Source organism: Burkholderia sp. Ac-20392 (genome assembly GCF_017104585.1).
Classification (GTDB): domain Bacteria; phylum Pseudomonadota; class Gammaproteobacteria; order Burkholderiales; family Burkholderiaceae; genus Burkholderia; species Burkholderia lata.
In genome coordinates this window covers 1-22,554 of the sequence record NZ_JAAGPB010000040.1, presented here as the reverse complement: position 1 = coordinate 22,554, position 22,554 = coordinate 1, and the positions used below count along the sequence as shown (strand labels likewise).

General features: G+C 66.3%; 18 protein-coding genes. 5 read left to right on the top strand and 13 right to left on the bottom strand.

The features are described from left to right. Nucleotides 1-212: 212 nt before the first annotated feature. The 10 genes from G3N99_RS08415 to G3N99_RS08370 all read right to left on the bottom strand — a co-directional run bounded on the left by G3N99_RS08415 (nucleotide 213) and on the right by G3N99_RS08370 (nucleotide 12,650). A complete protein-coding gene (locus G3N99_RS08415) occupies nucleotides 213-1,076 on the bottom strand; it encodes a glycine betaine ABC transporter substrate-binding protein (RefSeq protein ID WP_043180436.1) in 864 nt (287 codons plus the stop codon). A 133-nt stretch (nucleotides 1,077-1,209) separates the two neighbouring features. Continuing rightward, nucleotides 1,210-2,358, bottom strand: a complete 1,149-nt coding sequence (locus G3N99_RS08410; RefSeq protein ID WP_174936446.1) for a hybrid-cluster NAD(P)-dependent oxidoreductase — start codon at nucleotides 2,356-2,358, stop codon at nucleotides 1,210-1,212. Between the two features lie 30 nt (nucleotides 2,359-2,388). Then, the gene (locus tag G3N99_RS08405; RefSeq protein WP_174938947.1) at nucleotides 2,389-3,630 is read right to left on the bottom strand and encodes an aromatic ring-hydroxylating dioxygenase subunit alpha; all 1,242 of its coding nucleotides are present in this window, start codon (nucleotides 3,628-3,630) and stop codon (nucleotides 2,389-2,391) included. Between the two features lie 52 nt (nucleotides 3,631-3,682). Continuing rightward, the gene (locus tag G3N99_RS08400; RefSeq protein ID WP_206122128.1) at nucleotides 3,683-4,468 is read right to left on the bottom strand and encodes an electron transfer flavoprotein subunit beta/FixA family protein; all 786 of its coding nucleotides are present in this window, start codon (nucleotides 4,466-4,468) and stop codon (nucleotides 3,683-3,685) included. After that, nucleotides 4,465-5,634: an electron transfer flavoprotein subunit alpha/FixB family protein gene (locus tag G3N99_RS08395; protein WP_206122127.1), complete on the bottom strand. Its 1,170-nt coding sequence runs from the start codon at nucleotides 5,632-5,634 to the stop codon at nucleotides 4,465-4,467. The genes G3N99_RS08400 and G3N99_RS08395 overlap by 4 nt, the downstream gene beginning before the upstream one ends. Nucleotides 5,635-5,638: 4 nt before the next feature. Continuing rightward, nucleotides 5,639-7,564, bottom strand: coding sequence for a (Fe-S)-binding protein (locus tag G3N99_RS08390; RefSeq protein ID WP_206122126.1), 1,926 nt, complete (start codon nucleotides 7,562-7,564; stop codon nucleotides 5,639-5,641). A 3-nt stretch (nucleotides 7,565-7,567) separates the two neighbouring features. Next, complete coding sequence (locus tag G3N99_RS08385; protein ID WP_021160633.1) at nucleotides 7,568-9,631, bottom strand: NADH:flavin oxidoreductase; 2,064 nt, start codon at nucleotides 9,629-9,631, stop codon at nucleotides 7,568-7,570. Between the two features lie 68 nt (nucleotides 9,632-9,699). Next, nucleotides 9,700-10,233, bottom strand: coding sequence for a DUF5943 domain-containing protein (locus tag G3N99_RS08380; RefSeq protein ID WP_006488993.1), 534 nt, complete (start codon nucleotides 10,231-10,233; stop codon nucleotides 9,700-9,702). Nucleotides 10,234-10,372: 139 nt separating this feature from the next. Continuing rightward, the gene (locus G3N99_RS08375; RefSeq protein WP_059551363.1) at nucleotides 10,373-11,344 is read right to left on the bottom strand and encodes a dipeptidase; all 972 of its coding nucleotides are present in this window, start codon (nucleotides 11,342-11,344) and stop codon (nucleotides 10,373-10,375) included. A gap of 31 nt (nucleotides 11,345-11,375) precedes the next feature. After that, nucleotides 11,376-12,650 carry a serine hydroxymethyltransferase gene (locus tag G3N99_RS08370; RefSeq protein ID WP_174931263.1) on the bottom strand — a complete coding sequence of 425 codons (1,275 nt, stop codon included), beginning with the start codon at nucleotides 12,648-12,650 and terminating at the stop codon, nucleotides 11,376-11,378. A gap of 356 nt (nucleotides 12,651-13,006) precedes the next feature. Between G3N99_RS08370 and G3N99_RS08365 the strand changes: the two genes are divergently transcribed. Continuing rightward, nucleotides 13,007-14,122, top strand: a complete 1,116-nt coding sequence (locus tag G3N99_RS08365; protein ID WP_174936429.1) for a GlxA family transcriptional regulator — start codon at nucleotides 13,007-13,009, stop codon at nucleotides 14,120-14,122. A 57-nt stretch (nucleotides 14,123-14,179) separates the two neighbouring features. On the opposite strand, the gene G3N99_RS08360 is transcribed toward G3N99_RS08365, so the two are convergent. Next, nucleotides 14,180-15,592, bottom strand: coding sequence for a discoidin domain-containing protein (locus G3N99_RS08360; RefSeq protein WP_206122125.1), 1,413 nt, complete (start codon nucleotides 15,590-15,592; stop codon nucleotides 14,180-14,182). Between the two features lie 267 nt (nucleotides 15,593-15,859). On the opposite strand from G3N99_RS08360, the gene G3N99_RS08355 reads away from it, so the two are divergent. From G3N99_RS08355 to G3N99_RS08345, 3 genes are all read left to right on the top strand, one after another. Then, nucleotides 15,860-17,281, top strand: coding sequence for a PLP-dependent aminotransferase family protein (locus tag G3N99_RS08355; RefSeq protein ID WP_206122124.1), 1,422 nt, complete (start codon nucleotides 15,860-15,862; stop codon nucleotides 17,279-17,281). Nucleotides 17,282-17,544: 263 nt separating this feature from the next. Further along, nucleotides 17,545-18,303 (top strand): hypothetical protein, encoded by a 759-nt coding sequence (locus tag G3N99_RS08350; protein WP_206122123.1) that lies wholly within the window; start codon nucleotides 17,545-17,547, stop codon nucleotides 18,301-18,303. 312 nt (nucleotides 18,304-18,615) lie between these two features. Next, nucleotides 18,616-19,638 carry a class I fructose-bisphosphate aldolase gene (locus tag G3N99_RS08345; RefSeq protein ID WP_206122122.1) on the top strand — a complete coding sequence of 341 codons (1,023 nt, stop codon included), beginning with the start codon at nucleotides 18,616-18,618 and terminating at the stop codon, nucleotides 19,636-19,638. Between the two features lie 155 nt (nucleotides 19,639-19,793). Here the strand turns inward: G3N99_RS08345 and fdhA are convergent, their stop codons facing one another. After that, nucleotides 19,794-20,990: a formaldehyde dehydrogenase, glutathione-independent gene (gene fdhA, locus G3N99_RS08340; RefSeq protein WP_206122121.1), complete on the bottom strand. Its 1,197-nt coding sequence runs from the start codon at nucleotides 20,988-20,990 to the stop codon at nucleotides 19,794-19,796. 255 nt (nucleotides 20,991-21,245) lie between these two features. Continuing rightward, entirely contained in the window at nucleotides 21,246-22,394 is a 1,149-nt protein-coding gene (locus G3N99_RS08335) for an efflux RND transporter periplasmic adaptor subunit (RefSeq protein WP_241011538.1), read from the bottom strand. Between the two features lie 21 nt (nucleotides 22,395-22,415). On the opposite strand from G3N99_RS08335, the gene cutA reads away from it, so the two are divergent. Next, the coding region (gene cutA, locus G3N99_RS08330) for a divalent cation tolerance protein CutA (protein WP_206122136.1) at nucleotides 22,416-22,554 on the top strand (139 nt) is incomplete at its 3' end.

Genomic DNA, 22,554 nt, shown 5'->3' with positions numbered 1-22,554 from the left:
TCGAGCAGAGTTAGCGCTTCAGCGCTTACTCTGGTCCGATGCAAAGCAGATGACTCCGCACAAGGGCCGTAGTGTAACAATTTACGGGCTTTCTTGCAGAATCAAAAAAATAATTCCGGGATATGACCGCATCGCAGTGCGATTATTTCGGCATCCTTTCGATCAATCCCGGACTGTCTCGTCGTAGTTTTATTGCGTCGTATCGTCGCGGTTTACTGCGCGCCTTCCGTCCACGCATTCACGCGATCCGCGTGCGCGGCGATCCACGCATCGGCGGCCGCATCGGGCTTCGAGCCGTTCTGGATCGCCAGCATCACGCTGTCGATTTCACCCGGCTTCCACTGGAATTTCTTCAGGAAGGCGACCACCGGCTTCGCCTTCGTTTCGAGCCCCGGATTCACGACGCTGTCGACGTGCTCCGCGCCGCCGAACACCTTCTTCGGATCCTCGAGGAAGCGCAGCTTCCACTTCGCGAACATCCAGTGCGGCGCCCAGCCCGTCACGATGACCGGCTTGTTCGCATTGACCGAACGCGACAGCTCGGCCGTCATCGCGCTGCCCGAACTCGGCATCAGCGTGTAGTTCAGCCCGTAGCTCTTGATCGCGTCGTCGGTCTTGCGCATCACGCCGGCACCGGCATCGATGCCGACGATCCGGCCGCCGAAGCTGCCCTTCTCCGCGTTCAGGTCGTCGATGCTTTTCGCCTTCACGTACGCGGGCACGATCAGGCCGATCTTTGCATCAGGAAAATTGGCGCCGAGGTCGACGACCTTGGCCTTGTACTCGTCCCAGTACGAGCCGTGCGTGACCGGCAACCACGCGGACAGCGTTGCGTCGAGATCGCCGCGCGCAACACCCTGCCACATGATCCCGGCGGCGACCGGCACGAGCTGAACCTGGTAACCGAGCTTCTTCTCGATCACGCGCGCCGCGACGTTCGACGTCGCCACGCTGTCGTCCCAGCCTTCGACGTAGCCGATCTTCAGCGTGGGCTTCGTATCGGCGAGTGCCGACGCGCTCAGCGCCACCATTGCCGACAGTGCGCCGGTCCACAACAGTTTTCCGAACAGCTTCATGGTCGATCTCCTTGATGTGCGCCTGCGCGCGTTGTCTCTCTAGGTTCTTCAACCACAAATCCGCGGTATCGTTGTTTTCCGACGGATGCTTGTCCGGGCGCGACGCGTCCGGACAGCCGATGGCGTGTTGCGACTACTTGTCGATCACGAGATCCGACAGCGGCTTGCTGCAGCACAGCAGCACCATCCCCTGGTCGATCTCGCGCTGGCGGATGCCGCCGTTGTGCTTCATTTCCACCTGCCCCGACACGAGCTTCACCTTGCAGGTGCCGCACATGCCCTGCGTGCACGAGGCCGGCAGCCGCACGCCCGACTGGCGCGCCGCATCCAGCACGTGCTGCTCCGAGCCGCACGAAATCTCGCGATTGCTCTTTGCGAAGCTGACCGTGTACTGCTTCGTGTCGGTGTCGGCGCCTTCAGCCGGCGGGGCGAGATCGGCGAGCAGCTCGTCGCTCGCGGTTTGCGCGAGCGTTTCGAACGAGAAGCTCTCCTCGTGATACTGCTTGCGATCGAAGCCGGCTTCGTCGAGCAGGTCGCGCACGGCCTTCATGTACGGCGCGGGGCCGCACGTGAAGATTTCGCGCTCCATGAAATCCGGTGCGATCAGCTTCAGCAGCGGCAACGTCAGGAAACCCGTGACGCCCGGCCAGTTGGTGCGGGCACCGACGCGCTCGACGACGAACGACGTGCGGAAGTTCGTGTGGTTCGACGCGATCAGGTCGAGCTCGCGCGCGAAGATGATGTCGTCCGGCGTGCGCGCGCTGTGCACGAACAGGATGTCGCGATCCTCGGCGAGATCATGGTGCGCGCGGCTCATCGACATCAGCGGCGTGACGCCCGAGCCAGCCGACAGGAACAGGTACTTGCGCGCCGGATGCCGTGCGCACGTGAATTCGCCGGCCGGGCCGAGCACGCGCACCGGCGCGCCCGGCTGCAGGTTGTCGTGCAACCAGTTCGACACCTTGCCGCCCGGCACGCGCTTCACCGTGATCGACACCGTGTGCGGCCGCGCGGGCGACGACGAGATCGTGTAGCAGCGGTTGATCGTTTCGCCGTCGATGTCGAGCTCGAGCGTGAGGAACTGCCCGGGCTCGAACGAGAACGAGCGGCCCTGCGGCGAACGGAAGAAGAAACTCTTCACGTCGTGCGTTTCCTGCCGCACGTGGCAGCACACCAGCGTTTCCTCGACGTCGCTCGTCCAGCGCTCGGGAAGGCCATTCCAGAACGCCGGGCGCGTCACCCGGCTGTCCGTCGGCTCGAAGTTGGCCGCATCTCGCATCATGTCTAGCTCCGCTTGTCCGCTGCTGTACGCTTATTCGCCGGTTTTTTCGGCGAGTCGGCCGATGTACCAGGCCGAGAATTTTTCGACGAGACCTTCCGTGAACGGCGAATACGGGCCCGGCTCGTACGCGCTGCTGGTCGCGCCGCGCTGCGAGAATTCGACGAGCGCGCGATCCTGGTCGTTGGTCGCGTTCCACACGGCCGTGAGGTTCTTCACGTCGTAATCGATGCCTTCCTTCGCGTCCTTGTGCACGAGCCACTTCGTGCGCACGAGCGTCTTGCCGGCCGACAGCGGGATCACCGAGAACGTCACGATGTGATCGCTCATGAAGTGGTGCCACGAGTTCGGCTGCGTCCAGAACGACAGCCCGCCGAGGTCGGCCTTGTCGAAGCCGCCGAGCAGCTTCTTCGACGCGACCTTCGCATCGAGCGTCTGCGATTCGCCGTGACGGTCGAGCGGCAGGCGCTGCGTGCGGAAACCCGTCACGTCGAGCAGCTTCTCGATCTCTTCGGACGGCAGGCCCATCTCGGCCCACTCCTTCCCGCGTCGTACGCATGTTTCCGCGAACGCATCCATGCCTTCGGCGTTGGCGTCGGAGCGCTGGTAGCCGAAACCGTATTCGTACAGCGAGATGGTGAGCTCCGGATGGTTCGCGACGCAGTGATAGCACTCGCGGTTGTTCTCCATCGTGAGCTTCCAGTTGCCTTCCTCGATGATGTCGATCTGCGCGGCGATCTTCGTGTTCGGCAGATCATGCGGCAGCAGGTACGGCTCCATCTCGGCGCGCAGCTGCGCAAAGTCGGTGGGCGGCTCCTCGGCGAGGCAGATGAAGATCAGGCCCGCGAGGTTCTCGACGTGCACCGACTTCAGGCTGTGCTTGCAGCGGTCGAACTTCTCGCCCATGTGCTCGGCGAACATCAGCTGGCCCGTCAGGTTGTAGGTCCAGCTGTGGTACGGGCACACGATGTTGCCGACCGAGCCCTTGTCTTCGTTGCACAGGCGCGCGCCGCGGTGACGGCATACGTTGTGGAACGCGCGGATCGCCATGTCGTCGTCGCGCACGATCAGGATCGAATCGTTCCCCAGTTCCACGGTCACGTAGTCGCCCGGTTCCGGAATGTCCGGTTCGATCGCCACCTGGATCCAGTGCTGGCGGAAAATCGCCTCCATGTCGAGCGCGAAGATGTCCTCGCTCGTGTAGAACGGCGCTTCGAGGCTGTGCCCTTCCTTGCGCCGCTCGATCAATGCACGAATGTCTGCCGATACTTTCATCGTTTGCTCCGGATTCCTTGCATCCCTGGGTTCTTGCCGACAGGCATCAAAATCAGTAGTCGATGAGCTGATGCTCGCGCAAATACGCGAGGATCACTTGTGCTTTTTCGACCGAACTCCCTTCATTTACGACGTTGCCGCCACGGCTTTCGGTCGTCGTCGCGGACAGCATCCGGGCATGCCCGGAGCGCTTCTCGGCGGCGACCAGCTTTACGGGTTTACGCTCGACCGGACCGACCGTCCACGCGGCCGCGTCGGCGTCCGCGCCGGGCGCCGCGAGCGCGGGCCGGATCGCGCCGGCACGCAGCCTTGCGTACGCGTAGCTCGGCTCGGCATTGGCGAGCGGATGGACGGCGACGACGGCCGGCAGCGCCGCGTCGACGCGCCGCCGCAGCCCTTTCGGCAAGAATTGCCGGACGGCCACGCGGCCACCTTCGACCGTCACGTCGACGGCCGAGCCGACCAGCGGATAGCCGAGCGTCGCGGCGATGCGATACGGGAGCATGCCGGTGTCGTACGCGCCCTCGGCGCGCGTGCCGGTCAGCACGAGGTCGTAGTCCTCGACGCGCGCGGCAAGCGCATGCACGGCATCGTCGCCGTCGCGACAGGCCAGCACTTCGACCTCCCGTGCGCCGAGCGCGAGGTATTCGGCCAGCGCTGCATTCGCGGGGTCGCCCGCATGGATCACGTCGAGCTTCGCGTGATGCCGCTCGGCAAGCTGGCGGCCGGTTTCGAGCGCGGCCGCGTCGTTGCGGCTATAGCGCGCGACGCCGCTGACCGGATGGCGGCCGACGGACACGAGCACCGCAATGCGTTGCAGGGGGCGGGGGGCGTTCATGCGGCAACTCCTTCCGGTTCACGGGTGCCGACCGCGGCCGGCGATTCGCCACGCGCGGCGCGCGCGGCCTGCACCTGTTCGATCAAGGCCGCGATCGTGCCCTGCGCGTCGCCGACCACCGTCAGGTTCGCGCGCTTCGCGATCGGTGCGCTGCCGTCGAGGTTCACCGCGATCACGTGGCGGCAGTCCTTGATCCCCTGCAGGTGCTGCACCGCGCCCGAGATGCCGAACGCGATGTACACGCTCGCCTCGACCGTCTTGCCGGTGGCGCCGACCTGCTTGTCGCGCGTGAAGTGGCCGTTGTCGACCGCGACGCGGCTCGCACCGATCGCCGCGCCGAACGCACCGGCCAGCCGCTCGAACGCGCCGATGTCGGACACGCCGTTGCCGGCCGACACGATGAAATCGGCTTCCTCGAGCGCGACCTGCGCCGCATCGATTTCGTCGAGGCCGAGATCGCGGTACGGCTGCGCGGCGTCATGGGCCGGGCGGATGAAGTCGGCGGCGAGACGCTCGCCCGCGCCGACGAACGGCAGCTTCGCGTCGACCGCGTTCTGCGCGAGCAGGATCACGTCGGGCAGCGCACGGGTGGCAAACGCGCGCCCGGCCTGCGCATACGTGCCGACATGCCTGCCGTCGAGCTCGACGACGTGCGTCGCGACGCTCGCGCCCGCGGCCGCGGCGTAACGCCGGCCGAGATCGCCGTCGCCCGTCGCGTTGTCGGGGACGAACACGTGTTTCGGCGCGAGCGCCGCCACACAGGCCTGAAGTGCTTGCAATTCGCTTTCAGGGTCGAACGCGCGCCGATCGAAACCGGCGAGTTCCAGCAGCTTGTCGACGCCCAGTTCGGCCACGTCGTCCTTCAGTTCGCCAAATGCGAGCAGCGCGACTTCGGTATGCGCATCGGCGAGCAGCGCGGCGGCAGCGATTGCCTGCCGCGAATGATCGTCGAGCGCACCGCGTTCACCGTGCGCGACCACCAGCATCACGTGCTTCGGATCCTGCACCGCGCGGCGCGGCTTCGCGGCCGCCGCGCCATGACCGTGCGCGGACCATTGCGCGGCGTTCGCGTCGGCGCTGCCTTCCTCGCCGAGCGTGATGCGCTTCAGGCCCGCGGCCGTGATGATGAACGGCCGGCGCGGATCGATTCGTTTGATCGTATTCATCGATTCACTCCAGCGAGGCGGCGACGAGTTCGGCCACGTCGAGCACGTCGGGGCGCGGGCCCACGACGCCTTCGAGCATCGCCGTGCAGTTCGGGCAGGCAACCGCGACCACGTCCGCACCGATCGTGCGTGCGTCGGCGATGCGGATGTCGGGAATGCGCTGCTTGCCGGGGATGTCGGTCAGCGGCGCACCGCCGCCACCGCCGCAGCAGCGGCCGCGCATGCCGTTGCGCTCCATCTCGACGACCTGGATGCCGATCGTCTTCAGCAGCTTGCGCGGCGCTTCCGTCTCGCCGTTGTAGCGGCCGAGGTAGCACGGGTCGTGATACGTGGTGCGCTTCTCGCGCAGCGCGTCGACGGCCTTCGGCGCGATCTTGCCGCTCTCGGCCAGTTCGGCGAGGTAGGTCGTGTGGTGCTTGACCGTCACGCGCAGCCCGAGCGCACGGTATTCGTTGCGCAGGCTGTGCATCACGTGCGGGTCGGCCGTCACGATCTGCTTGTACGACAGCGTGCCGAGCGTGCCGATCAGGCGCTTCGCCATCTGCTGGAACGTCGCTTCGTCGCCGAGCCGGCGCGCAACGTCGCCCGTATCGGTTTCGGTCGAGCCGAGCACCGCGTAGTCCACACCCGCCTTGTTCAGCACCTTGACGAACGCGCGCAGCGTGCGCTGGTAACGCATGTCGAACGCACCTTCGCCCGCGACGAACAGCACGTCGACCGGCTTGCCCGGTTGTGCGACGGGCGCGCTCAGGTCGACCGACCAGTCGTAGCGCGCAGCCGTGTCGTAGCCGCCCATCGTGCCCGTCTCGCGCAGGTTCGCGAGCACTTCCTGGCCCTTGCCCGGCACCGTGCCGTGTACGAGCGTGCGGTTGCGGCGCATGTCGACGATCGCGTCGACGTGCTCGATCAGCATCGGGCATTCCTGCACACATGCGCGGCAGGTCGTGCACGACCACAGCGTCTGCTCCTCGATCAGGCCCGACACGATCGGGCCGTTCGGCTCGCCGCGGTGCTGGCCGACCGCGAGGCCCGGCGACGGGCTGCCCGCGTAGGCCGCATCGGTGCCGCCCGCCATCCCGACGACCAGATCCTGGATCAGCTTCTTCGGGTTCAGCGGCTGGCCCGACGCGAACGCGGGGCACGCGGCTTCGCACTTGCCGCACTGCACGCAGGCGTCGAAGCTCAGCAGCTGGTTCCAGCGGAATTCGACCGGCTTCTCGACGCCGTACTCCTGATGCTCGATGTCCGGCAGCTTCAGCGCGGTCGGCGGCGTGGCCGTGCCGTTGCCCGTGAACGATTCGCGGGTGGCCGCGAAACGCTCCTGGCGCGGGTGGAAGGCCAGGTGCAGGAGACCTGCGATCGCATGCTTCATCGGGCCGCCCTTCGCGGCGCCGACCGTCATCGTGAAGGCACCGACACCGATCAGCACGGCGCAGAGCACCGCGAACGCACCCGACATCGCGCCGGTCGGCACCAGCATGAACAGCACGAGGCCGAGCGCGAACGAGCCGAGCAGCCAGGGCAGCGTATTCCACGGGCCGCGCGACAGGCGGGCCGGCACGTCCTTCGCCGCGCGCCGGCGCCACACGAACACCGCGCCGACCAGCATCGCGAGCGCCGACAGGAAGATCAGCTTGTCGAGCCACGGCGAGTAGATCGCGAGGCCGTAGTTGATGAACACCAGCGCGAGCGCGCCGATCGCGCCGCCGGCCGTCGCGACGTGCGTCTTCGCGATGTACGGGTCACGGGCGACCACATGGTGCAGGTCGACGAAGTAGCGCTTCGGGATCGCGAACAGGTTCGCGACGCCGAACGAGCCGGGCGCGGTGGCGCGGCCCAGACGCCAGTAGGACGAGCGCTTCGCGACCGCGAACGCGAGCCCCGCCACCGACAGCCACAACAGGGCGGTAATGAGGAAGGACGGATTCATCGTTTAGAAATCCTTCACGAGACGCAGCGAGTCGTAGATCGCGCCGTGGACGTTGTGCATCGAGATGCAGTCGCCGACACGGAACAGCAGGAAACGGCCATTGCCGAGTTCTTCCGACAGGCACGGCTGCGGCTCGGCCGCGAACAGCGTGTGCGGATCGATCTGGCCGCGGTTCACCGATTCCGGCTTGAGCTTCCAGTACAGCTCGTCGTTCGGCGACGAACCGTTCTCGATCACCACCTGGTCGACCGCGCGTTCTTCCAGTTCTTCCGTGTACTCGTTGCGCAGCACGGCGATCAGCTTGCCGTCCTCTTCATAGACGCGATCGAGCATCGTGTTCGGCGTCGGGATCACGCCGAACGCGTACAGGCGGCGATAGAAGATCGGGAACGTCGTGCCGCCGCAATCGTCGGCGACCTTCACGTCCGGCGTGACGACCTCGACCTTCGAGCCGCGGCTCGCCATGAAGTCGGCCACGCCCGCGCCGGCATGCGTGCTCACGCCGTCGAACAGCAGCACGTTCTGCTTCGGCTCGACCTTGCCGGTCAGGATGTCCCACGAGCTGACGGCCAGCCCCTCGGCCACGCCCCAGCCCGGCACCTGCCACGTGAAGCTCGACCCGCCCGTCGCGAGCACGACGATGTCCGGCTTCTCGGCCATGATCATCTTCTCGTCGGCGGCCACGCCGAGCCGGCGGTCGACGCCCAGGCGCTTCGTTTCCATGTCGAACCAGCGGATGATCCCCGACATCTGTTCGCGCTGCGGCGCCTTCGCGGCGATCATCACCTGGCCGCCCACTTCGGCATTCTTCTCGAACAGCACCACGTCGTGGCCGCGCAGCTTCGCGACACGCGCCGCCTCGAGGCCCGCCGGGCCGGCGCCCACCACCACGACCTTGCGCTTCGGGCCGCGCGATTTCTCGATGATGTGCGGCATCGTCGCTTCGCGCGACGTCGCCGCGTTCTGGATGCACAGCACGTCGAGGCCGTTGTACTGGCGGTCGATGCAGTAGTTGGCGCCGACGCACTGCTTGATTTCGTCTTCGCGGCCGTCGCGGATCTTGATCACCATGTGCGGATCGGCGATCTGCGCGCGCGTCATGCCGACCAGGTCGATCATGCCGGTCGCGAGCAGGCGCTCGGCCTGGCCCGCATCGCGGATGCTCTGCGCGTGCATCACCGGAATCTTCACGACCGACTTGATGCCGGCCGCGAGATGCACGAACGGCTCCGGCGGCAGCGCCATCGGCGGCATGCAGTTGGCGATCGTGTTGTGCGTGTCGCCGCCCGAGCCGACCACGCTCAGGTAGTCGATCAGGCCCGTCTCCGACATCGCCTGCGCGATTTCCTTCAGCGCTTCGTGATCGAGGCCGTCCTCGTGGAATTCGTCGCCGCACATGCGCAGGCCGACGCAGAAATCCTTGCCCACCGCCTCGCGCACGGCCGTCAGCACTTCGATGCCGAAGCGCAGGCGGTTCTCCAGGCTGCCGCCCCATTCATCGGTGCGGTGGTTCGAACGCTTGCTCCAGAACTGGTCGATCAGGTGCTGGTGAGCGGCCGAGATTTCGATGCCGTCCATGCCGGCCGCCTTCACGCGCTTCGCCGCTGCCGCGAAATCGCCTATGATGCGGCGGATTTCCTCGATCTCGATGATCTTCGCGTTACCGCGGTGCACGGGTTCGCGCACGCCCGACGGCGACATCAGGTGCGGCCAGTGCTCGCCGTGGAACGACGAGCGACGGCCCATGTGCGTCGCCTGGATCATGATCTTCGCGCCGTGCTTGTGCATCGTATCGGCGAGGCGCGTGAGCGGATCGATGATCTTGTCGGTCGACAGGTTCACCGATTTCCACCAGCCCTGCGGGCTGTCGATCGACACCGGGCTCGACCCGCCGCAGATCGCGAGGCCCACGCCGCCCTTCGCCTTTTCTTCGTAGTAGCGGATATAGCGGTCGCCCGGCAGGCCGCCCGGCTCGGCATACACCTCCGCATGCGCGGTGCTGACGATCCGGTTGCGCAGCGTCAGCTGGTTCAGCTGCATGGGTTTGAACAGGTGGGGATAACGCATCGCTGGCGACCTCTGGCGTTCGAATGTCTCGTGTTGCGGGTGTTGTTGTGTTTCGGTGAATCAGTGCGTCAGTGCGCGATGGGCGACACTTCGAAGACGCAGTGGTCGTGATGCTCGGCCGCGCACTGCACTTCCTTCGATTGCGCACGCGGTGCGCCCTTGCCTTCCGGCGTCGTGTCGTTGACCCAGTCCATCGCGCCGGCGAACCAGCCCGCGAACATGTAGCAGAGCTTGCCTTCCTTGCCCGGCTGCTGGAGCACGAACGACGAGTGGCGCAGCTCGATCTTCGCGCGCGCGCTGGCCGGGTCGGCCTCGATGATCGAGAACAGGCCCCAGCCGCGCTGCGACAGGCGCTTCAGGTAGTGCTCGAATACCGCCATGCCGGTCAGGCCGTGCAGCTTCGCTTCCTTGTCGCACCAGTGGTAAGCGGACTTGTAGCCGGCCTTGTAGAGGATCTCGGCATACGCTTCGACGCCGAGCGCTTCCTCGACGGCGACGTGGTTGTTCGTGAAGAAGTGGCGCGGCACGTACAGCATCGGCAGCGCATCGGTGGTCCAGACGCCGGTATCGGGATCGACGTTGATCGGCAGTTGCGGTTGCATCGTGGTGACTCCGTGAGGAAAGTGGCCGCGCGGCTCAGTGCGCAGGCGCGACATCGTCCGCGCGCCCGTGCGGCTTGCACGGGCACGTCCCGATTTTTTTAATGTTGAATCGCTGGCGGGGGTTCGGCGTTCGCGGCGCTTATGCGCCCCACACGTCCTTGAACACGCGCACCCAGTTCTCGCCCATGATCTTGCGGATACGCGACTCCTTCCAGCCGTGGCGCTCCATCGCGGCCGTCAGGTTCGGGAATTCGCCGATCGTGCGGATGCCGTCCGGGTTGATCACCTTGCCGAAATTCGTCAGCTGGCGATAGCGGCCCTTGTCATGCGTCAGCATGTCGAAGAATTCCTTCGCGTAATCCTGCGTGAAATCCGTGCCGATCCCGACCGCGTCTTCGCCGATCAGGTTCACGACGTAGTCGATCGCCTCGATGTAGTCGTCGATGTTCGCTTCGATCCCGCGCTTCAGGAACGGCGCGAACATCGTCACGCCGACGAAGCCGCCTGCATCGGCGATCTCCTTCAGCTGTTCGTCGCTCTTGTTGCGCGGATGCTCCTTCAGCCCCGACGGCAGGCAGTGCGAGTAGCACACCGGCTTCTTCGAGAACGCGATCGCTTCCGACGACGTGTTGCCGCCCACGTGCGACAGGTCGACCATGATGCCGACGCGGTTCATCTCGGTGATCACTTCGCGGCCGAAGTCCGACAGGCCACCATCGCGCTCGTAGCAGCCGGTGCCGACCAGGTTCTGCGTGTTGTAGCAGAGCTGCACGACGCGCACGCCCATGTCGGCGAACGCTTCGATGTAGCCGATGTTGTCCTCGAACGCATGCGCGTTCTGGAAGCCGAGGATCACGCCGGTCTTGTCTTCCTTCTTCGCGCGGAAGATGTCGTCCGTCGTGCGCACCAGCGTCAGCAGCTCGCTGTTGTCGCGGATCTTCTTCTTCATCACGCCGATGTTGTCGACGGTCTTGGTGAAGTTCTCCCACACCGACACCGTGCAGTTCGCGGCGGTGATGCCACCCTTGCGCATGTCTTCGAACACCGGCTTCTCGAACTTCGAGATGTTCAGCCCGTCGATGATGATGCTGTCTTGATGCAGCGTGCTCATGTGTTGCTCCAGTATTGTCGGGTCGGTGGGATCAATAGATCGGGAAGCGTTCGCACAACGCGAAGATCTCGCGGCGCACGCGCTGTTCGGTTGCGTGATCGCCTTCCGGGTTCGCGCGCAGCGCGTCGAACACTTCCAGGATCAGGCGGCCCACCTCGCGGAATTCCGCGACGCCGAAGCCGCGCGTCGTGCCGGCCGGCGTGCCGAGGCGGATGCCCGACGTGACGGTCGGCTTCTCGGTGTCGAACGGAATGCCGTTCTTGTTGCAGGTGATGCCCGCACGCTCCAGCGCCTGTTCGACCGGCGCGCCCTTCAGGCCCTTCGGGCGCAGGTCGACCAGCAGCAGGTGGTTGTCGGTGCCGCCCGTGACGAGATCGACGCCGCCCGCCTTCAGCACTTCGCCGAGCGCCTGCGCGTTCGCGAGCACGTTGTCGATGTAGGTCTTGAAGTCCGCTTGCAGCACTTCGCCGAACGCGACGGCCTTGCCGGCGATCACGTGCATCAGCGGGCCGCCCTGCAGGCCGGGGAACACCGCCGAGTTGATCTTCTTCGCGATGTCCTCGTCGTTGGTCAGCACGAAGCCGCCGCGCGGGCCGCGCAGCGTCTTGTGGGTGGTCGACGTGACGACGTGCGCATGCTCGACCGGGTTCGCGTGACGGCCCGCGGCGATCACGCCGGCGATGTGCGCCATGTCGACCATCAGCTTCGCGCCGACGCTGTCGGCGATCGCACGGAAGCGCGCGAAGTCGAGCGCACGCGGGTAGGCCGAGAAGCCGGCGATGATCAGGTTCGGCTTGTGCTCGTGCGCGAGCGCTTCGACCTGGTCGTAGTCGATCAGCATCGTGTCGCGGTTCACGCCGTACTGGACCGCGTTGAACCACTTGCCCGACAGCGCCGGCTTCGCGCCGTGCGTCAGGTGGCCGCCCGCGTCGAGCGACATGCCGAGCACCGTGTCGCCCGGCTTGGCCAGCGCGAGCATCACCGAGCCGTTCGCCTGCGCACCCGAGTGCGGCTGCACGTTCGCATAGCCGGCATTGAAGATCTGCTTGACGCGCTCGATTGCCAGCGCCTCGACTTCATCCGCGAACTCGCAGCCACCGTAGTAACGCTTGCCGGGATAGCCTTCCGCGTACTTGTTGGTCAGCACCGAGCCCTGCGCCTCGAGCACGGCGCGCGACACGATGTTTTCCGACGCGATCAGCTCGACCTGCGACTGCTGACGCTCGAGTTCCTTCAGGATGGCGCTGCGCACCGGCGCGTCGCGCTCGGCAAGGGGCTGCGAGAAGAAAGGCTGGGTGTTCGACATAGTGCGTCCGTGACGAAGAATAAGGGGCTGAAACCGAAGCTCAAGGCCCGCCCTGCCTGGGTTTCCCGCTCGTCCCGTTCAAGGCTGCCGACGGCTCTATTCTTGTCGTTCGGATTTTCGGCGGATTGATGAATTTAGACGCGTTCTTTGCCTTTTCCGCCATCCGCGTCCGTTTTATACAAGTGACCGGTCGTGCTTTTTCGGATGACCAAGCAAAAGGCCTCCGGCAGTTCACCTATGAACAGGCACGCCGGCGGTGCGATTGCCGCCCGGTCGGGGTGCAACACATCACGAATTCGGTGCAGTGCAGCATGCGGCTTTCAGCCATACAACGTATGGAGCTAGGGTTTAGCCGTATGGCACGCTTGTTGCGCTGGCTCACACAATACCGCTGCCCGATCCGTGCCTCGGGCTCAAAGCTATTAGAGATTCTAGGAACGCTCCCCATGTCGCCCGACCGCACAGCGTCGCTGTCCCACTTCGCGTTCATGCCGTTACCGAATTTCACGATGATCGCGTTCACCAATGCGATCGAGGTGCTTCGGATGGCGAACTACCTGAGCGGCCAGCCGCTCTACCGCTGGTCGGTCATCAGCCCGGATGGCGGCCCGGTCACCGCGAGCAACGGGCTGACGGTCGATACCGGCCCGGCCGAATGCGTGGGACAACCCGACATCGTGTTCGTATGCGGCGGCGTCGATGTACAGCGTGCGACCACGCCTGCTCATCTGTCGACGCTGCGCCGTTTCGCGCGCTCGGGCATCCCGCTCGGCAGCCTGTGCACGGGCACCTATGCACTCGCGAAGTCGGGGCTGCTCGCGGGCTACGCATGCGCGATCCACTGGGAGAACATGTCGGCGCTGAAGGAAGAGTTTCCGGACACGCGCTTCCTGAAGGAACTGTTCGTGATCGACCGTGACCGCATCACGTGCACGGGCGGCGTCGCGCCGCTCGACATGATGCTGAACCTGATCGCCGCGCGCGTGGGCACCGCGCGCGTCACGCAGATCGCCGAGCAGTTCATCGTCGAACACGTGCGCGATACGAGCGCACAGCAACGCATGCCGCTCGTCGCACGCCTCGGCTCTGCAAACAAGTCGCTGTTCGAAGTGATCTCGCTGATGGAGAACAACATCGAGGAGCCGCTGTCACGCGAGGAGCTCGCGCGGCTCGCGAACATGTCGCAGCGACAACTGCAGCGCCTGTTCCGCGAACACCTCGGCATGACGCCCACTCATTACTACCTGACGCTGCGGCTGCGCCGCGCGCGCGAACTGCTGCTGCAGACCGACATGTCGATCATGCACATCACGATGGCGTGCGGCTTCCAGTCGGCGTGCCACTTCAGCAAGAGCTATCGCGACGCGTTCGGCGTCGCGCCGACCCGCGAGCGCCGCAAGCAGGTCGCGCCGCTTGCGCAGGGTGCGGCGAGCGCCGGGCCGGCCTTTCCGGCGCATGTGCTGCATGCGTGAGCCACGCAGCGATCGACGAAAAAGAAGCGACCTCGACGGTCGCTTTTTTCTTTGCGCTTACGATCCCCACACCTGCATTTCGTCGAGCGAGTAACCCCACTGCGTCGCGCGCTTGGTGCCAACCATTCGCACGTAGCGGCCATGCCCGTTCAGGTTCGGCAGCGTCACGTGGCCGTACGACACGCCGTTGTTCGTCGAGTAGATCGTCGTCCAGTTCGCGTTGTCGTTCGACGTCTGGATCTGGTACACGAGCGCACCCGCATCCCAGTAGAGATCGATGCTGTTGATCGTCTTCGTCGCACCGAGATCCACGGAGATCCATTGCGGATCGACGCCCGCGCCTTCCGGCGAATCCCAGCGCGTGCTCGTGGTGTTGCCGTCGAACGCCTTGTCGGGTGTGAGCGATGCGTTGTAGCTCGCCGATGCGGCAGCCGGATGCCCCTGCGACAGCAGCGTCGGCTGTACGGCAGCCGGGCCGCCGTAGTAGCTCGACCCGAGCTTGGCCTTCGTCGTGTCGGCGTTCACGCCGAACTGCGACAGGCTCCAGCGCTGGCCGGTCGTCACGTCGCCGACGTAGAGCTGATAGCCGCCCGCCGTCGTCGACGAGAAGAACAGGTAGTTCGTGCCGCTCACCGGTGCGGGGTCGGAGTTGTTGCTGATGCAGTCGTTGAGCGCCAACTGATTCGGCGTCGATGCCGGGTCCGCGGTCTTCGAGTAGATCTGGTCGAGTTGGCTCGTGTCCTTCCAGCGCGCGTAGAACACCGTGCCGTCCGCACGCACGATCGGATAGTAGGTCTGCAGGCCCGCCGGATTATCGAACACGGCCGTTGCGCCGGTCGCGAGCGTGCGCTTCATCAGCCCCATGTTCGCGCCGGTGCCGCTCGCGTAGTACACGGCGCTCGAATCCGGCGAAAGGTACGGCATCGAGTATTCGGCGCCGGCCGGCGCATTCGTCAGGCTCACGACCGACGTGAACACCGGGCCTGCGCTCGTGTACGACAACGTGGCCTGCTTGACGTCGCCGTTCTGCTTGAACACGAGCGTCTTGCCGTCCGCGCTGAATTTCGGATCCTCGTTACGCGTGGCGCCCGTGCTGTTGGTCAGGTTGACGGGCGGCGTGCCGGCGCCGAGCTGCAGCATGAACACGTTCCACGCGCCGTTGCTGATGCCCATGAATGCGAGCCACTTGCCATCGGGACTGAACACGCCGTTCATCGGATCGGTGATGCCCCACGTGCTCTTGCTCAGTTGCGTCAGCGTATGGGCCGAGAAGTCGTACAGGAACAGCTGGCTCGTGCCGTCGCCGTACTTGACGTAGCTGTGATAGACGAGCTTGCCGGTCAGTGCGGCGGGAAACGTCGTGTTCGGCTGGGCGGCGGGATTGCTGATGCAGGCGGCTTGTGCCGCGCCGCCGGATAGGCCGAGGGCGAGGCCGGCCATCAGGCCCGCCATGAGGGTCTTCGATTTCACGCTGATTGATTCCGGAAAAGGTAAGGAGGACGCCGCAGACAAGGTCCCGCACGGGGGCGCGGGAGCTACGGATCCGCCGCGAGGCGGCGTGTACTCCGTAGATCGGACATCGGGAACAAAGCTTGCTCTAGGATGCCCGCTCGTCAGACGAAAGAAAAGGATCAGAGGCCATGCAAAACATGCGGATCAGCGCGTCGTCGGGATTGCGCGCGACAGGTGCCGTGCTACTCTTTTTTCAGCGACGCCCCACGCGCCCGGAGGGCTGTCATGAAGCGATATGCGGCGCTGGCACAGACGATCGCCGAGGCCATCCGGCGCGGCGACCTGGCCCCCGGTGCGCGCATCCCCACCGTGCGAGCCGCGTGCCGCGCCTATGGCGTGAGCCCGTCCACCGTGTTTCGCGCGTACTACGCGCTCGAAAGCGAGGGTCTGATCGTCGCGCGTGCACGGTCCGGTTATTTCGTTGCGAACCTCGAAGACAAGCACGTGCGGTTCGGCCATGAACCGCCCCGCAAGCCGGCCGCCCCGCCAGCGGGGAACGGCGATACGTTGTTCCGGCTGCTCGACTCGCTCAAATACGAGGACATCGTTCCGCTCGGCTCGGCGTTCGCCAGCTATTCACTGTTCCCGATGAGCAGCCTGTGGCGCGCGATGGCGTCGGCGGCCCGCAACATGGATCGCACGGCCCTGCTGTCCGGTGCGCCGCCCGGCCACGACGGGCTGCGCCGCCAGATCGCGCTGCGCTACCTGAATGCGGGCGCGGCGTTGCCGATGGACGAGATCGTCATCACGACCGGCGCGCTCGAAGCGCTGACGCTCAGCCTGCAGGCGCTGACGCGCCCGGGCGATATCGTCGCGATCGAGCGACCGGCGTTTCATGCAGTCCTGGAGGCCGTGCAGCGCCTGCACCTGAAGGCCGTCGAGATTCCGGTCGACCCGCGCACCGGCCTCGATCTCGACGCGCTCGAGAAAGCGCTCGACACGCATCCGGTGCGCGCCTGCTGGTTCATGACATCGTTCCACAACCCGACCGGCGCAACGCTGACCGACGCGCGCAAGCGCGCGCTGATCGACCTGCTCGCGGCTCGCAACGTGCCGCTGATCGAGGACGACGTGTACGGCGAACTGCATTTCGGGACGGTCCCCACGCGCCCCGCCAAACTGTATGACGACAGCGGGCTCGTCCTGCATTGCGGTTCGTTCTCGAAATGCCTCGCGCCCGGATTCCGGATCGGCTGGGTCGCGGCCGGACGCTACGTGCGGCAAATTCGTCAGGCAAAAGGCGCGAGCGCGCCGGCGGCCGACGTGCCTGCGCAGATGGCGATTTCGAGCTACCTGCGCGACGGCGCGTACGACCGCTTCCTGCGCAAGCTGCGCCGCAATCTCGCTGCGCACCAGGCGCAAATGCTGGCGGCCGTGCGCGCGTATTTTCCCGCCGGCACCGAAGTGTTCACGCCGCTCGGCGGGTATTTCCTGTGGGTCGAACTGCCGCCGCGCGTGGATGCGATGCACCTGTTCGGCGATGCGATGGAAAGCGGCGTCAGCATCGCGCCGGGGCCGCTCTTTTCCGCGACCGGCGGATTCCGCCGCTATCTTCGGCTCAATTACGGCCGGCCGTGGACACCGGCGGTCGAGCATGCGATGCAGACCATCGGGATGCTCGCGGCCCGGCAGCGGCAGGACCGATAGTGCGGATTTGACGAATCACGGCGGCCCGCGTGCGCCTTGCGTTTCACGCGTCGACGACCAAGAATGAAGCGGTAGGCCACCACGGACGAACGTGTTCCGCGCACCCGACGTCATGGAGAACTTCATGAGCACCGCATGCGAACGACCGTCGACGACGCACGCTCCGCCGGATTCCGGCACGAGCCGATCGGCTGCCTTGCCGGAAAGGATCAAGACGACCGGCGAACGTTCGCCGCGTTGACGGCACCCGTCCGCTTCCTGCGATGCGAGTCCTGCCCAACCGCACCCTGCGCACGCGCGATGATTGGCGCGCGATCCTGAACGCGCGAGCCGAAGCGCGGCGCACGGCCAGCTTCCGCTGCAAGGAGTGCGGCTTCGTGGCTTTCCGTGCGCTCGAGCACTGCCCCGTCTGCGGCCGGTGGAACTGGCCGTTCGATCCGATTCGCGTCGCATCGAACGACACGCATGCCGCGCATGCGGCGCACTCCTTTCACACGTGGTCGTCGCGCATCGCGCGGGCGCTTCGCAACGCGGCATTCCGGCGGCCGCGCGCATCGAGCGCGCCGATCCTGAGCATCCTGACGCTCGTGCTGCTGGTCGGCGGCTACGTGACAGTCGACCGGACGTGCAAGGCCGATCCCGTTTGTCGCGGGTCGAATGGTTCGGGCGCGAGGGCGAGCAATGCCGGCCCGTACGCGTCGAACGATCCCGTGCTGCCGGTCCTGCCGGCGCCCGTCTATCCGTTTCATTCGACTGACGGAACCCAGTCGGTCGCCACCCAACAGGGCAACCCGGATGTCGTTGAATCCGCAGGACGGACGACGGTCGCGCAAGCCGCGCCGGCCATGCATGCACCCAACCGCTCGCATGCCACCACCGCGGTTCGCCTGGCGGACTGGAAAGCCAGTCGCAGTGCCGCGCATCGCAACCGCGCATTCCACCGTGTGAGCGTGCACACCGCGCATGCGCGACGCACCACCGCCAACGGTACGCAAATCGCGCAGCTCTATCGCGGCCATTGAACGTGGCCCGCCCCTTCGTGCACCTCCCCGGCAAAAACGGGCGGCCCGTTTCCGGCACCGCCCGTTCTACGTCCGACAGCGGACGCCATCGGTCGAACACGCGATGCAGACCATCGATGCGCTGGCCTCGCGGCAACGGCACACGCATCCGCCCTGGCACGGACGATGCCACCCGAGCGCGTGCCCACCAGGCACGGCACGCGCCTTGCGTTCCGGCCGGTGCGCGACAAAGAATGAAATCGGAAGGCGGCGTGACGAAGTGAACAGCGGGCGGTCGACACGGCCGCATGGCGGTTTCAGCGGAGGGATTCCATGAGCACCGAGAGCACACTCCAGGCGACGATCCAGGCACTCGTTCAGGATGGCAAGGGCTTGCTGGCGGCCGACGAAAGCGGGCCGACCATCGCGAAGCGCTTCAAGACGATCGCGGTCGAATCGACCGAAGAGAACCGCCGCGCATGGCGCACCCTGTTGCTGTCGACGCCGGGCCTCGGTGAATTCGTCAGCGGCGTGATCCTGTATGAAGAGACGCTCGGGCAATGTGCGGACGATGGCACGCCGTTGCCCGAACTCGCCGCTCGCCAGCAGATCGTGCCCGGCATCAAGGTCGACGCGGGCAAGATTCCGCTCGCGCTCGCGCCCGGCGACGAAATCACGCAAGGGCTCGATGGGCTTGCGGCGCGCCTCGACGGCTACCAGCGGCAAGGCGCGCGGTTCGCGAAATGGCGTGCGGTGTACAACGTGTCCGCCACGCTGCCGGGCCATGCGGCGATCCAGGCAAACGCCGAAGCGCTGGCGCGCTATGCGGCGATCTGCCAGGAAGCCGGCGTCGTGCCGATCGTCGAGCCGGAAGTGCTGATGGACGGTGATCATTCGATCGGCCGCTGCGCGCAAGTGACCGACGCCGTGCTGCACGCCGTGTTCGACGCACTGCACCGGCACCGGGTCGTGCTGGCGCACATGTTGCTCAAGCCGAGCATGGTCGTCGCGGGCAGCACTCACACCGCCCAGCCGGCCCCCGCCGAAGTCGCGGAGGCGACGGTGCGCCTGTTGCGCAGCACCGTGCCGGCCGAAGTGCCCGGCATCTTCTTCCTGTCCGGTGGGCAAACGCCCGAGGAAGCGACGGCGCATCTCGACGCGATGAATCGCGTTGCCGGGCGCCCGTGGCTGCTGAGCTTTTCATATGGACGCGCGCTGCAGGAGCCGCCGCTGGCCGCGTGGAAGGGACAGGCGGCCAACGTACGCGCCGCGCAGGATGCACTGCTGCTGCGCGCACGCCTGAACGGTGCGGCTTGCCGCGGTCAGTACGACGCCGCGCTGGAGCGCACCCCGTGAATGGAGCCGGGCGAATGTCGCGCGGTCGATCGTTCACGCTTGCGCTTCTCGCCCGGCTCGATCGCGGGCACTGAGCGCGCGCTTCCCGAACGCGCAAAGGGCCGGGGCGCTTGCACGCCCCGGCCCCTTCGATTGCCGCGCGGTGGTCGGTCGCGTTACGCCGCCAGCAACCCGTGCGGGTCGATGACGAATTTGCGCGGCGCGCCGCCGTCGAACTTCTTGTAGCCTTCCGGCGCCTGGTCGAGCGAGATCACTTCGACGTTGACGATCTTCGCGATCGGCAGCCGGTCGAACAGGATCGCCTGCATCAGGTTGCGGTTGTACTTCAGCACCGGCGTCTGGCCCGTGAAGAACGAATGCGACTTCGCCCAGCCGAGGCCGAAGCGGATGCTCAGGCTGCCGTGCTGCGCGGCCTTGTCCTTCGCGCCCGGATCGTCCGTCACGTACAGGCCCGGGATGCCGATCGCGCCGGCCGGACGCGTGATTTCCATCAGCGAGTTCAGCACCGTCGCGGGCGCTTCTTCCGCATGGCCCGACGAACCGTGGCCGTGCGCCTCGAAGCCGACGCAGTCGACCGCGCAGTCGATCTCGGGCACGCCGAGGATCTGCTCGATCTGCTCGCCGAGCGATGCGTCCTTCGACAGGTCGACCGTCTCGAAGCCCATCGCCTTCGCGTGCGCGAGGCGTTCCGCGTTCATGTCGCCGACGATCGTCACGGCCGCGCCGAGCAGGCGTGCCGATGCGGCCGCCGCCATCCCGACCGGGCCCGCGCCCGCGATATAGACCGTCGAGCCCGGCTTCACGCCGGCGCTCACCGCACCGTGATAACCGGTCGGCAGAATGTCGGACAGGCAGGTCAGATCGCGGATCTTCGACATCGCCTGATCGCGATCGGGGAATTTCAGCAGGTTGAAATCCGCGTACGGCACGAGCACGTATTCGGCCTGGCCGCCGATCCAGCCGCCCATGTCGACGTAGCCATACGCGCCGCCCGCACGCGACGGGTTCACGTTCAGGCACACGCCCGTATGCGTGTCCTTGCACATCGCACAGCGGCCGCACGCCACGTTGAACGGCACCGACACGAGATCGCCGAGCTTCAGCGTCTCGACGTCGCGACCGATCTCGACCACCTCGCCCGTGATCTCGTGACCGAGCACGAGGCCGACCGGCGCGGTCGTGCGGCCGCGCACCATGTGCTGGTCGGAACCGCAGATGTTCGTGCTGACCACTTTCAGGATCACGCCGTGGCCGATCGCGCGGCCGGTCGGATCGACCATCTTCGGATAATCGATTTTCTGGACTTCGACCTGGCCCGGCCCAAGATAGACGACACCTCGATTGCTGCTCATCGTATTGTCTCCATGTCTCGTTGGATGGCGCCGCGGCGGGCCGGCTCATGCGGCACACGCGCAACGTGCTGTTCGAGAGTAGTCCCGGAGGCAGGGGCGCCGACGTCTCAAACGCGACACGCGTTTGAACAGCGCCGACATCGATGGCGGAAATGCGAAAGTCGGGCGGGAAACGACAGGAAGGTTGCGTGCGCGGCGTGACGCGCCGGGAGCGGGCCGGTCGTGGCGACCGGCCTCCCCGCTCCTGGGCAGGCGTTACCCGCCCTGATTGTCGCGGATGATCGCGGCGGCGGCGCTTTCCGCGTCGCTCGCGACGCCGTCGTGCACGCGCGTGCTGACGGCCGGTGTGGGCGGCTCGCTGTCGAGCGCGTGGCCGTTGCGGTCGTGCGTGTCGACCGTCGCGCGCATCGACAGCCCGACGCGCAGCGGATGCGCGGCAAGATCGCGCGCATCGAGCGCGATCACGACCGGCACGCGCTGCACGACCTTGATCCAGTTGCCGGCCGCGTTCTGCGACGGCAGCATCGAGAACGCACTGCCGGTGCCCGCCGAGAAGCCCTGCACGCGGCCTCGATAGCGCACGCGCGAGCCATACAGATCCGACACGACCTCGACCGGCTGCCCGACGCGCATGTGGCGAATCTGCCCTTCCTTGAAATTTGCCTCGATCCACAGCTGGTTGAGTTGCACGATCGACATCAGCGGCACGCCGGGGCCGACCTGCTGGCCGACCTGCACCGAACGCTGCCCGATCGTGCCGTCGACAGGCGCGACGATCGTCGTGCGTTTCAGGTTCCGGTACGCGAGCTTGAACTGCGCGGCCGCCTGCACGACGCCCGGGCTTTCATCGACAGGCAGTTTGGTGCCGAGCGCGCGTGCCGCGTCGAGCTGCGCCTGCGCGGCCGCGAGATTCGCCTGCGCACCGGCGACCGCCGCACGCGCACGCGCAAGCTCCTCGGGTGCGACGATCTCGACCGACGCACCCGAGCGCGCGGCGAACGCGCGCTGCGCGAGCGACAGGTCGGCGCGCCGCGCATTCACGGCCTCGACGTACATCGTGTCCGAGATCTTCGCGTTCGCGACCTGCCGCACCGCCTGTGCGAGCTGCGCCTTCGCCTGCGCGAACGCGACGGACGCCTCGGTGTCGTCGAGTTTCACGAGCGTCTGGCCGGCGCGCACGGCTTGCGTATCGGCGACCACGACGTCGGTCACCGATCCGGGGATCTGCGCGGCGACCTGGACGATGCTGCCCGCGACGTACGCGTCGTCGGTGTCTTCGTAATAGCGGTCGCTCAGCAGCCAGTACGCAATCCATGCGGGCGCGGCCACCAGCACGACCGCGAAGAACACGATGAAGCGCTTGCGGCGCGTCGCGCGGCGCGCGTCGAGTGCCGGGTCGTTCAGTGCGGCCGGCGGCGCGGCGGTATGGAGGTTGTCGTGGTGCTGATGCTGACGACGGTGCCCGATGCCGAGACCGCCAAGGTGCTTTCAGACGGTGCGCTCGATGCCCGGCTTGCCGCGTGCGTGTCGGAGCTCGGTGCGATCAAGTCGCGCTATCACTGGC

What these genes read in the sequence shown, in the direction of transcription:
- G3N99_RS08405 (WP_174938947.1), bottom strand. Translation starts at nt 3,630, where the DNA reads ATGAAAGTATCGGCAGACATTCGTGCATTGATCGAGCGGCGCAAGGAA.
- G3N99_RS08410 (WP_174936446.1), bottom strand. Translation starts at nt 2,358, where the DNA reads ATGATGCGAGATGCGGCCAACTTCGAGCCGACGGACAGCCGGGTGACG.
- G3N99_RS08355 (WP_206122124.1), top strand. Translation starts at nt 15,860, where the DNA reads ATGAAGCGATATGCGGCGCTGGCACAGACGATCGCCGAGGCCATCCGG.
- G3N99_RS08370 (WP_174931263.1), bottom strand. Translation starts at nt 12,650, where the DNA reads ATGTCGAACACCCAGCCTTTCTTCTCGCAGCCCCTTGCCGAGCGCGAC.
- G3N99_RS08375 (WP_059551363.1), bottom strand. Translation starts at nt 11,344, where the DNA reads ATGAGCACGCTGCATCAAGACAGCATCATCATCGACGGGCTGAACATC.
- G3N99_RS08345 (WP_206122122.1), top strand. Translation starts at nt 18,616, where the DNA reads ATGAGCACCGAGAGCACACTCCAGGCGACGATCCAGGCACTCGTTCAG.
- fdhA (WP_206122121.1), bottom strand. Translation starts at nt 20,990, where the DNA reads ATGAGCAGCAATCGAGGTGTCGTCTATCTTGGGCCGGGCCAGGTCGAA.
- G3N99_RS08380 (WP_006488993.1), bottom strand. Translation starts at nt 10,233, where the DNA reads ATGCAACCGCAACTGCCGATCAACGTCGATCCCGATACCGGCGTCTGG.
- G3N99_RS08390 (WP_206122126.1), bottom strand. Translation starts at nt 7,564, where the DNA reads ATGAATCCGTCCTTCCTCATTACCGCCCTGTTGTGGCTGTCGGTGGCG.
- G3N99_RS08350 (WP_206122123.1), top strand. Translation starts at nt 17,545, where the DNA reads ATGCGAGTCCTGCCCAACCGCACCCTGCGCACGCGCGATGATTGGCGC.
- G3N99_RS08395 (WP_206122127.1), bottom strand. Translation starts at nt 5,634, where the DNA reads ATGAATACGATCAAACGAATCGATCCGCGCCGGCCGTTCATCATCACG.
- G3N99_RS08365 (WP_174936429.1), top strand. Translation starts at nt 13,007, where the DNA reads ATGGCACGCTTGTTGCGCTGGCTCACACAATACCGCTGCCCGATCCGT.
- G3N99_RS08400 (WP_206122128.1), bottom strand. Translation starts at nt 4,468, where the DNA reads ATGAACGCCCCCCGCCCCCTGCAACGCATTGCGGTGCTCGTGTCCGTC.
- G3N99_RS08385 (WP_021160633.1), bottom strand. Translation starts at nt 9,631, where the DNA reads ATGCGTTATCCCCACCTGTTCAAACCCATGCAGCTGAACCAGCTGACG.
- G3N99_RS08415 (WP_043180436.1), bottom strand. Translation starts at nt 1,076, where the DNA reads ATGAAGCTGTTCGGAAAACTGTTGTGGACCGGCGCACTGTCGGCAATG.